Source organism: Acidobacteriota bacterium (assembly GCA_039028635.1).
Lineage (GTDB): Bacteria > Acidobacteriota > Thermoanaerobaculia > Multivoradales > JBCCEF01 > JBCCEF01.
The window spans coordinates 1-10,607 of record JBCCHV010000099.1; the positions used below are offsets into that span (position 1 = coordinate 1).

Annotated in this window: 6 protein-coding genes; 2 read left to right on the forward strand and 4 right to left on the reverse strand. The window is 64.4% G+C overall.

Annotated features, from left to right (window positions below):
- Positions 1 to 1,236, forward strand: a 1,236-nt coding sequence (locus AAF604_24250; protein MEM7052795.1) for an RHS repeat-associated core domain-containing protein, incomplete at its 5' end; no start/stop codon positions are given.
- A gap of 1,633 nt (positions 1,237 to 2,869) precedes the next feature.
- Here AAF604_24250 and AAF604_24255 read toward each other — a convergent pair.
- A complete protein-coding gene (locus tag AAF604_24255) occupies positions 2,870 to 3,718 on the reverse strand; it encodes a hypothetical protein (protein ID MEM7052796.1) in 849 nt (282 codons plus the stop codon).
- Positions 3,719 to 4,194: 476 nt separating this feature from the next.
- Here AAF604_24255 and AAF604_24260 point away from each other — a divergent pair, with 476 nt between their 5' ends.
- The gene (locus tag AAF604_24260; GenBank protein ID MEM7052797.1) at positions 4,195 to 5,520 is read left to right on the forward strand and encodes a hypothetical protein; all 1,326 of its coding nucleotides are present in this window, start codon (positions 4,195 to 4,197) and stop codon (positions 5,518 to 5,520) included.
- Here the strand turns inward: AAF604_24260 and AAF604_24265 are convergent.
- The 3 genes from AAF604_24265 to AAF604_24275 all read right to left on the reverse strand — a co-directional run bounded on the left by AAF604_24265 (position 5,500) and on the right by AAF604_24275 (position 10,234).
- Positions 5,500 to 8,151: a serine/threonine-protein kinase gene (locus tag AAF604_24265; GenBank protein ID MEM7052798.1), complete on the reverse strand. Its 2,652-nt coding sequence runs from the start codon at positions 8,149 to 8,151 to the stop codon at positions 5,500 to 5,502. The genes AAF604_24260 and AAF604_24265 overlap by 21 nt on opposite strands.
- Before the next feature lie 19 nt (positions 8,152 to 8,170).
- Positions 8,171 to 8,734, reverse strand: coding sequence for a sigma-70 family RNA polymerase sigma factor (locus tag AAF604_24270; GenBank protein MEM7052799.1), 564 nt, complete (start codon positions 8,732 to 8,734; stop codon positions 8,171 to 8,173).
- Between the two features lie 294 nt (positions 8,735 to 9,028).
- Positions 9,029 to 10,234, reverse strand: a complete 1,206-nt coding sequence (locus AAF604_24275; GenBank protein ID MEM7052800.1) for a PQQ-dependent sugar dehydrogenase — start codon at positions 10,232 to 10,234, stop codon at positions 9,029 to 9,031.
- Positions 10,235 to 10,607 lie beyond the last annotated feature (373 nt).

The following is a 10,607-nucleotide window of genomic DNA, read 5'->3' on the forward strand; positions in this document are numbered from 1 at the left end:
GACGCCGCCGGCAACCAGCTTCACTTTGGCTCCGGCACCACCGGCTACACCTACACCTGGGATGCCTTGTCCAAGCTCCGGTCGAAGGAAAGCGGCGACGGGAGCATCGAGGACTACTACCTCTACACTGCCGACGACGAGCGCATCAACACCCTCCACTGGGCCGAAAGCCCGATCGAGGAAACCTGGACCCTCAGGGACCTCGGCGGCCAGGTGCTGCGCACCTGGGGCACCGTCGGGGGATCCTCCGGAACCTGGACTCACCAGGAAGACCACATCCACCGCGACGGTCAGCTGCTGGCTTCCTGGAGTCCGGCCGAGGGGCTACGTTTCTTCCATCTCGACCACCTCGGCACACCACGGCTCATCACCAAGGCCGATGGGAGAAGCGCCGGGCTTCATACCTACTTTCCCTTTGGGGAAGAGTCTGTGCCCAACGGGTCCTCTGAGCGGATGAAATTCACCGGGCATGAAAGGGACACCCACGGCACCGCGGGGCAGGGAGATGACCTCGACTACATGCATGCCCGGTACTGCAATCCGCTGAACGGGCGATTTCTGTCGGTCGATCCTCTGATTGCAAGCGCTGACATTCGAAAGCCCCAGTCCTGGAATCGGTATATTTATGCGAACAATAATCCGCTGCTCATGATCGACCCGGATGGTAGAAATGCGAAGGTGACATGCGTTGAGCAGGAGTGCACGGTTCAGGTGCGTGCTCAGATTTTAGTGGATACGAGTGATCTCCAGCAGGTTTCCGCTGCTGTGCAGTTCAAACACGGGGCCCAGAACTATTGGAATAATCAGTCGGTTACGGGGTCTTCGGGTGAGGCGATTTCCTTCGATGTGCAGTTCGATATTGTTAGTGCTGATCAAGCCGAGCAAGGGGTCGACACACTTACCGTGGTACCTGGTGTTGGAAGGGCTAGGGTAAATATGACGCTCAATCTGAGCGGCGGTGAATCTGGCCCTGATACAGGGACCATTTTCACAATCGACAATGCTAGTCCGACGTCGACAGGAGGGCTGCCTGCAGCTGGAGCTCACGAGACCGGCCATCTGATGGGGCTGAGAGACTTATATCACGCTGGAGAAAGGGTTCCGTGGGATCCAAGTCCGTCTGTGGATATCATGAGGGGTGGGCAGATTACCAACGGTGCTCGCTCGGCGGCCTTCGTTCTTTCGGGGGCAAATGGTAACTCAGTTGTAACTCGAGAGAAAAGAAAGGGGCATTAGTGGATCGAATAGAGTCGAAGGATGGAGTTCGAGCTTCTTGGCCATTTCTGCTGCTTACGGCTATTGCTTTGTCTTGCGCTTCCTCTGCAGATCCCTCTGGCAGAGTCCTCTTGAGCGGAGATCAGATGGCCATCAATTCCTTGACAGAGGCGATTCTGTCTGGTGAAGCAAGGGTTGAGGCTTCCTGGGTTGAGGATTCGCGATCCAGTCCGATCTACTTCGTGATCAGCGAGGACTCGGCAGCAAGTAAGAAGACTCACTATGGTGTGGATATCGTTGGCGATTACTATTTATGCCTTCTTGAGGTGAGGTCTGGACTAGGAACTCGAACGATTCTTGAGTCGGTTGACCCCGAATTGATCGATTTGCTAGACGTAGACTCCTGTGGGGTTTGTTGCTCTCAGGTCTTTTCACTGAGCGGTGAGCTTCGCTCTCATCTCCAGGACTATTGGAAGGAGAAGCTCTTGCGGGGCTATTCTGGTGGCGGCTCCTGAAAGTTCTCAAGGATTGGCTCGGTGGTCAGAGAGCCCACTGATCGGTTGACTCATGTCGGCTGCGGCGTGGGTGGCGGCCGCAGGAGGGAGTCCGCCTCCAGCTCCTCGACCACCTCGGAACGCCACGACTCTCTGTCAAGGTCAATGGAAAGAATCCGCGACTCTCCGTCTTCTTTCCCTCCGGAGAAGGGCTCGGCACCGTCCACCTCGAGGAGAGGCTCAAACTCACCGGCCACGAACGCAATCATCACGGAACACCTGGCCAAGATGACGACCTTGACTACATGCACGCCAGGTATTGCTCACCCCTTAACGGCAGATTTCTCAGTGTCGATCCCGTGGGAGGGAGGCTAGCCCTTCCTCAAAGCCTAAGCAGATACGCTTATGCGATTAGGAGTCCTCTCAAGTGGGTCGATCCGACCGGCGAGATGATTAGTCTCGCAGGACTGAGCGAGGAAGAAAGAACCACGCGAAGGGCTCCGCTTCCACCTCGACGATCTCGGCACGCCGAGGCTCATCACCAAGGCTGATGGGCGCAGTGCAGGGCTCCACACCTACTTTCCCTTTGGGGAAGAGTCCGTGCCCAACGGGTCGAGTGAACGGATGAGATTCACGGGGCATGAAAGGGACATGCACGGCACTGCCGGTCAGGGCGACGACCTCGACGACATGCATGCTCGGTACTGCAACCCGTGACTCGCTCCCCGTAGTTCGGCCCAATAACTATGAGGGAATCGGGCCCTAACCGGAGGAGCACGTCAGACAAGTAAGTGTTGAGTCGATTCCAGTATGGGCTGTATCGGTCCGTTCTGCTGGAACCCAGCCCGACCTTCTCACGAGCTCTCCGCGACAAGGCCGTAGGTCACAGATTCTGCTGCGTTATCGGCCGGCTGCACTCCTCGCAGGACGTCCAGTACGGCGGCGTCGCGGCACCGGCCGATGCCTTGCCTCTTCCGCAACCTTCGCCCTCTTCCCGCGAGATCTGGTGAGAAGGGCGGGCCAGAGAAGCCTGAAGCGGGGCGGTTCACTCTGTCGAGGCCTGTCCGCAGTGGCTTCTGCTGTTTAGACGATCTCAAAAAAAGAGGGCCGGCGTAACGCCGGCCCTTGCATGGCACCCGAAAAAGCAAAGAGAGGGGGATCTACTGGCGTTCCTTCCCGCAGACCGGGTTGATGCAGTGCTGGTGATCCGGCGCCGGGCCTTCGTGGCAGGAGGTCAGGTGGGCGAAGTCCTGCCAGCAGTTGCCGCCGCCACCGCCACCGGTGACGTCGCAGGTCCAGCCGGGGTGGAAGTTGGTGGTGCCGGGCAGCACCAGGTCGGGACGACCGTCACAGTCGGAGTCGACCTTGAAGGGCTCCTTGACCTCGAGGCCACCGGCGCCCGGCTGCATGCACCAGGGCATCTCTTTGATGCCCAGGTTGACGGCGTGGGAGATCGGGCCGCGCACCTCGCCGGTCTCGAGATTGGTGAAGGTCAGGCAAACGTTGATGGCGAGCTCACCGGTGAAGAAGCCGCAGGTGTCGCACTCGCCGCCGAGCTTCATCTGGATCTTGGTGGTCTCCTGGCACTCGCACAGGCAGACGTCGACGCGCCAGCGGGTGTCGCCCTGGCCCGGGCAGTAGATGCCGATGTAGTCGGGGCTGTAGAGGTTCATGGCGCGAACGACGATCGGAACCTCGCCGTAGCCGAGGGAGAGGTCGACGCCCTGCAGGCGCTCGACGATGGTGTCGGCTCCGCCGAGAATTCCCGGTGGGCTGGTGACCAAGGGCAGGCCGAGGAGCTTGAGGGTGCCCTTGAAGGGATCCGAGCCGGGGCAGAAGAAGCCGGCCGGAATCGGATCGGTCGAAAAGTCGGCTCCGGTGGGGGCGTTGGTCGCCGTCTGGAAGACGTCGACGCCCGACTGGATGTACTTCGAGCCCTGAGCCAGGGCGGGGCTCGTCACCACCAGGGCGGCGAGGACGAAAAGCAGGATGGCGCGATGACATCGCATAAAGAAAGTCTCCTTTGGTCGCGCGGCTCCTGATCCGCCGCGCTCGAGTTGATATGACCGTGCAATGGCTTATGCGCAAGTCTCCCTTCCAGTCCCTCAGGAAGTTTCGAAGAAATCCTCGGCGGGGGCTCGAGGACTTGGCAGGCTTGGGCTATATGGCTGATCGAATGAGACTTGCTGCTCGATCGGGGGGGACGCCAGGGACTGGCGAAGGACCGCGAATGGAGGGCAGATCCGGCCGAGACTTTTGCCACAGGGTCCGAGTTGGCGGCCCAGGGCTCGGTCTGCCGGGCCGATGAACGCCAGTCGAGTCGGTCTGTAGTCGCTGCCCTTGGAGGTGGCTGAGGGATTCTCCGGTGCCCTTGCGCATAAGCAGTCGGTGGAGTCTTCAACTCTCTTACTTGGACTTGACCGGGAGCGTCAAGTCTTTTGCAGGACCTTGGCGCGAACCCGTTCTATATTGGAAGGAGCTCCTTATGCGGATCACGACCGCAGTAGCGCTCATCACACTTTGTTGCTCGTTGCCCGCCGTGGCTGGCGGGCCATCCTTCGGTTCCGAAGGCGGCGAGGTCGGTACCGGCTTCGAAGCCTTCGAGCTCGGATCCATCGAGAAGGTCTCGGTCTCAGGACTGGATCTCTCGGTGGCGATTGCGTGGCAGGCCGACGAGCTGCCCGGGATCGCCATCCTTCGCCTCCTCGAGAGCGGTGGAGAGGCGGTTCTGGAGCAGAAAATCGAGCCCCGTCACGGCCAGGCCGTCTACGTCTTGCCGAACGCCTTCGGTGAGATCGAGAAGTTCGGCCTGCAGTACTTCGTGGCGGTCGAGCCGCAGGCCGATGTCTTCGGGCCGGTGGCCGCGGGCCGGATCACCCCTCATCCCTTTCATCTCCAGCTCGACTGCCCGCAGAGCCAGGTTTGTCATCTGGGCGTATTTCCGGGCCTTTACCAGGATGCGGTGCTCTCGGATCAAGACCTCGACGCCGCCCTCGATGCGGTCGCCGGCAGCCCCGAAGTGGTCGGGGAGGTGCTGACCCGTTTCCCCGGGCTGCGCGGTGCCCTCTATCTTTGGCTGTGGCAGATCAAACGCCGCGGCGGTGGCCGAGGCGGGCCCTGCACCTGTATCTGGAACGCCAGCCCCAATCAGATGGCCGGGAGCCCCGGCAGTGTCGGAGCGGCCCACCGCATGCTGGTTCAGCCGCCGGCATCGGCGACCATGGACTATTCCACCGATGGCACCACGCGCTTGGGGCTGCGGGTGCGCTGCTACCGCATGAAGCAGGGTGCTCTGCTCGACGTCGCTTTGGGTCAGACCGGTGAAGGTCTTCTGATCGAGCGTCTCGAGATGCAGAGCTGCCCGCTACCGGTGGGGTGCGTCGGCAACGTCGACCACGCGGTGGCCTACAGCGCCGACTACGTCGCCCAGGCGGAAGGCATGGGGTCGGCGTCGGTGCAGGCCTCGCTCACCTACGAGGTTGGCGGCAACCAGCAATCTCCCCAGGAGATTCTGGTCGAGGCCCGGGGAGCCGGTCCGCAGTCGCCGCCGCCGCAGAAGATCGATCTCGTCAATACCTCCGGAGGGGTGCAGCCGCAAACCGCCGTGCTGTCGTCGACGGCGCGGGTGGTGGCCGAGGTCGGGGGCGGCGCCACGGATCACGCTCTGGCCTACGCCGAGAGCAATTTCTCGCTGTCCGCCTACGGTGCGGCTCAGTGCGCTCTGCAGACCAATGTCAGCGTCACCCTGAGCCACACCTGGCCGCCGCTCAACATCAACACCACCAACATCTCACTCTTGATCGGTAACTGAGGCCGGTCCGCCGGTCGCGACACCCGCCGAGGCCCAGCGTTGGCGCAGGGCCTCGGCTTCTTGCTCGCGGCCGCTGGCGGTGAGGGTTTCGAGGGCGCCATGGACCAGCTCCCGGGCGGCCTCGGTGCGGCCCAGGGCGGCTTCGCAGAGGCCCAGCGAGCCGGCCGCCACGGCGGTCTGCCAGGCGCCCGCATCCAGGCCCTCGCGACGCAGCTCGTGGGCTTCACGCAGCAGTGGCTCGGCGGCGACCGGGTCGCCCGCCTCGAGGGCGATCTCACCCATCCGCAGCAGTGGGTAAGAGGTTTGCCAGTGTCCCGGCGGTAGGATCCGCCGGCGCAGGTCGAGGGCCTGCCGAAAATATGCGACGGCTGGCTCGATCTCCCCTTGCTCGGCGGCGAGGTCGCCCAGGTTGTTGAGGAAGACCCCCACATAGGGGTGGTCCGGGCCGAGCTTCTCGCGGCTCAGGTCGAGGGCTTCGCGAAACAGTTGGCCGGCCTCTTCGGCCTCGCCCTGGGCGCGGCGCACGGAGGCCAGGTTGTTGAGGCTCGAGGCGAGCAGCGGATGCTCCTCGCCGAGCAGTCGCCGCTTGCGCTCGAGGACCTCGGCGAGGGTTTCGGCGGCGACCGACAGCTCGCCGCGGTTCCATTGCACCACGCCGAGATTGGCGAGGGTTTCGACGGTCAGCGGGTGGTCGGCGCCGAGGCGGAGCTCGCGGATAAGGCGCGCCCGATCGAAGAGGTCCGCGGCGGTCACGAGATCGCCCCGGTCGCGACGCAGGGCGGCGAGGTTGTTCATCCCTTCGGCGAGCTCCGGGTGTCCCTCCTCGAGGACTCGTCGACGCATCGCGAGGGCCTCCTCGATCAGTGGCTCGGCGCCATCGAGATCTCCCCGGTGGTAGAGCATTGCGCCGAGATCGTTGAGGGTCTCGGCGATCTCCGCATGGTCCTCGGGCCAGCGCTGTCGGCGCAGGTCGAGGGCCTCCTCGAAGAGCGGGGCGGCGCGATCGAAATCCCCCGCCGTGTCGTAGAGGACGGCGAGCTGATTGAGGCTGGCGGCGAGATCCCGCGGGTCTTCGGCGGCCAGCTCGCGGCGGGTGGTGAGGGCCTGGCCGAGATGCTCCTCGGCCTGATCGTAGAGACCCAGATTGCGGTAGACCCGGCCCATCACCTCCTCGAGGGCGGCCCGTTGCTCGGGTAGCTCCTGGAGCTCGCGACCGATGCGCTGGGCGCCCTGATCGAGAATCTGTCGCGCCGAGATCTCCTGGCCCTGGGCGACGCCCGGATCGGAGACTTTGAAGAGATCTTCCAAGAATCCCTGGATGCGCAACGCCTGGGAGCGTTGGCGCTCGGCCTCGGCGAGGTTGTTCTTCGCCACCCGCGCCTGCCAGGTGGTCGAGACGATGCCGCCGAGGAGGGCGAAGAAGACCAGCAGCACCGTCACCACGGCGGCCTTGTGGCGGCGGACGAACTTCGAGGTGCGGTAGGCCAGGGTGTCCGGCCGGGCGCTCACCGGCTCCGAGTCGAGAAAGCGCCGCAGGTCTTCCGAGAGCTGCTCCACCGAGCCGTAGCGCCGCGCTGGCTCCTTGCGCAGGGCCATGCCGACGATGTTGTCGAGATCGCCGGCGAGGCGTCGGGCAAGGCGCTCCGGGCGCTCCGTGAAGACTTCGTCGCCGTCCTCCGGCGGCTGTCGAACGGCCAGGCTGGGTTTGGCGACGGGCTGGTGGCAGACCGTCTTCTCGACCGTTCTCGGCTGGCGGTTGGCGAAGCGATAGGGCGGCCGCCCGGTGAGCAGCAGGTAGAGGAGGACGCCGAGGGAGTAGATGTCGGTGGCGGTGGTGAGGGGCTCGCCGCGTACCTGTTCCGGGCTGGCGAACTCGGGGGTCAAGAGGCGGATGCCGGGTCCGGTGGGCGCGAAGGTGCGGCTCGAGGCCTCGCTGTCGAGCAGCTTGGCGATGCCGAAGTCGAGCAGCTTGGGCACGCCCTCGCCGGTCACCAGCAGGTTGCTCGGCTTGAGGTCACGGTGGACGATCAGGTTCTGATGGGCATAGCGCACCGCGTCGCAAACGGTCCGGAAGAGCTCCAGCCGGCGGCGCAGGGAGAGGCCCTCCTGCCGGCAGTAACCGTCGATCGGCAGCCCATCGATGTACTCCATGGCGAAGTAGGGCAGCCCGTCTTCGGTGGTGCCGCCGTCGTGGAGCTGGGCGATGTTGGGATGGTTCAGGCTGGCCAGGATCTGCCGCTCGCGACGCATGCGGCTCAGGATGTCCTGGGTGTCGAGGCCCCGGCGCACCAGCTTGATCGCCACCTGCATGCGGTACTGCTCGTCGGCGCGCTCGGCGAGGTAGACGGTGGCGAGGCCGCCGCGGCCGACCTCGCGCAGGATGCGATAGGGCCCGATCTGTTCGCGGCTGGCGGCGTCGTCTTCGGCGCGGGCGAGCTCGAGGGCGTCGGTGATGGCGCGCTGAATCTCGTCGTCGGCGCCTCCGGCGTGAGCCAATAGGCTGTCGACCTCGGCCCTCAGCTCGGCATCGTCGCCGCAGGCACGGTCGAGGAAGCGGCGCCGTTCGACACCGCTCAGCTCGCTGGCTTCGAGAAAGATGTCTTCGGTGCGCAGCCAGCGTTCGGAGGTCATGGTGGGTCTGGGCGAGTGCTCACTCGCGGTTCATTTCGCGCGACAGCCAGGCCTTGGCGACCTTCAGGTCGCGCTCGACGGTGGCATGGGAGACATCGAGGAAGCGTGCCGTCTCTTCGATCGTCAAGCCACCGAAGAAACGCAGCTCGACCACCTGGCTCTTGCGCTTGTCGACGGCGGCGAGATCGTGCAGGGCGTCGTCGAGGGCCACCAGATCGGGCCCGGCTTTCAGCGGTAGGTCGATCTCCTCGAGGGTGACCGGTTGGCCCCCGCCGCCGCGCTTGGCCGCCATGCGCCGGCGCGAGTGGTCGACCAGGATTCGCCGCATGAGGGAGGCGGCAACGGCGAAGAAATGCAGCCGGTCTTGCCACTTGACCTCGGCGTCGAGCAGCCGGATGTACGCCTCGTGGACGAGGGCAGTGGTCTGGAGAACGTCGTTCGCCCGTTCCTTCCGCATATAGCGGTGGGCGAGGCGACGCAGCTCTTCATAGACGATCGGAGTCAGCGCATCGAGAGCCTCGTGGCTGCCGTGGCGCCACTCCAAGAGCAGTTCTGTGACTCCGCTTTTCGGGCCTTCCGACATCTCGGCAAGAGTTAGGCGACAAAGGGTTTGTATGCGGAATCACTATAGCAGGAGGTGGCTCCTACCGCAGCGCCGGTCGGGTTGTTCTCGGCACCTTGAGGCGCACCGAAGGGCTGCTGGACGGTCCGAGATGGCCGGATGATCGTCAGCGCCCCGAGCGGACTCTGCTGCCGCCCGGGAAGCCTTGGAAAGCAGGGCGAGGAAGGCGGGTCCGGCGCCGGCCAGCGGTGAGTTGTTGGCTGGCCGGCGAGGACCCGTGAAAACGATCGGCGGGGGACCCGCCGACGGATGGAATCACTGCACCGAGCCGGACCAGAGTCCCAGGCCGCCGCTCTCGAAGTTGTCTCCGAAGATGGCGCTGTCGCTGGTGAATCGGTAGAGAGCGCCACTCAAGGACACCAGGTAGAGCTCGCCGTCCTCGTCTTCGCCGAAACCCGAGACGCTCAGGTTGGTGTCCATCCACAGGCTGTCACTCCAGGTGCCGTTGGTCGCCTGGGTGCCGAACCAGATCTTGCCGGAGCAATTGTCGGCAAAGGTGTAGATGCTCTGGAAGCCCGGAATGATGCCGCTATAGCGGAAGCCACCGACCACCGCGCAGTCGCCGCCGAAGCTGGTGTTGACGTACTCCATGATCGGGTCGACGGTGGGGCCGGAGCAGGTCGAGCCGCCCGGGAAGTTGTGAGCTCCTTCGCGACAGTCCCAGCCGAAGTTGATGCCGCCCGGAGTGCCGGCGCGCTGGTAGGAGATCTCCTCCCAGGAGCCCTGTCCGACATCGCCGATGAAGATGTCACCGGACCAGCGGTCGAAGCTGAAGCGCCAGGGGTTGCGCAGGCCGTAGGCCCAGATCTCGTCATTGAAGGGGTTGCCGGCGGGAATGGCGTAGGGCGTGCCGCCGTCGACGTCGAGGCGCAGCATCTTGCCGAGCAGCTCGCCGAGGTCTTGGGCGCGATCGAAGGGATCGCCGCCACCGCCGCCATCGCCCAAGGCGGTGTAGAGGTAGCCATCGGGGCCGAAGTGGATGTCACCGCCGTTGTGGTTCGAATCGTCCTGGGTGATGGTGAGAAGCTCCGTGAGGGAGCTGACGTTGGCGACGTTCGGGTTGCCGGCGGAGACCTCGAAGCGGGCGATCACCGTCTCATAGGCGATGGGACCGGGCGGATTGCGCGTGTAATTGACATAGAAGTAGCCGTTGGTGTCGTAGTCGGGGTGGAATGCCATCCCGAGCAGCCCCAGCTCACCTCCGGACAGGACGTTCGGCACAGTGATGAAGGGCGTCGCCAGTAGGCTGCCGTTCTCGACGATTCGGATCGAGCCGCCACGCTGCACGATGAACAGGCGGTCGGTGCCGTCACCGGCGTTGCGAACGGCGACCGGCGAGCTCAGGCCTCCCGTGATCAGTTCGAGACGCAGGTCCGCCGGTGGGGCGGCGTTCGCCGGTGCAGTGAGGGCGAGCAGGATGAGGCACACCAACAAGTGGAGAGGTCGGATGCGGAGCGGCATGGGATCTCCTTGGCAAATGGATTCGATCGAGCGGGATGAGTAAGGGAGTACATTTTTCGATATTGACGAGAATAGCATGATGCAGATAAGGCCTCTCGCCGTGGTCACAGGTTCGGGGCCCCTTCCGAACCCGCAACGAAAAGAGGGGCCACCTTGCGAGTGGCCCCTCGTCAACGGATTGTAGCAGCCCGCGTGCAGGGTGCTGAAAAACTCATCGGCAATCTGCGACCGGGCCCGGGAGGGCCCGGGGGGGGCCAGGCCCCCCCCCCGGGGGAGGGGGGCCCACAAACCCGCGGGGTTGGGGGGGGCGGGGCGCCCCGGGAGGGGGGGGCAGACCCCCACCGGACCAAAAACAAACAACCCGGGGAAAAAA

Coding starts and splice junctions, on each gene's coding strand:
- AAF604_24275 (MEM7052800.1), bottom strand. CDS start 10,234: ATGCCGCTCCGCATCCGACCTCTCCACTTGTTGGTGTGCCTCATCCTG.
- AAF604_24270 (MEM7052799.1), bottom strand. CDS start 8,734: ATGTCGGAAGGCCCGAAAAGCGGAGTCACAGAACTGCTCTTGGAGTGG.
- AAF604_24260 (MEM7052797.1), top strand. CDS start 4,195: ATGCGGATCACGACCGCAGTAGCGCTCATCACACTTTGTTGCTCGTTG.
- AAF604_24255 (MEM7052796.1), bottom strand. CDS start 3,718: ATGCGATGTCATCGCGCCATCCTGCTTTTCGTCCTCGCCGCCCTGGTG.
- AAF604_24265 (MEM7052798.1), bottom strand. CDS start 8,151: ATGACCTCCGAACGCTGGCTGCGCACCGAAGACATCTTTCTCGAAGCC.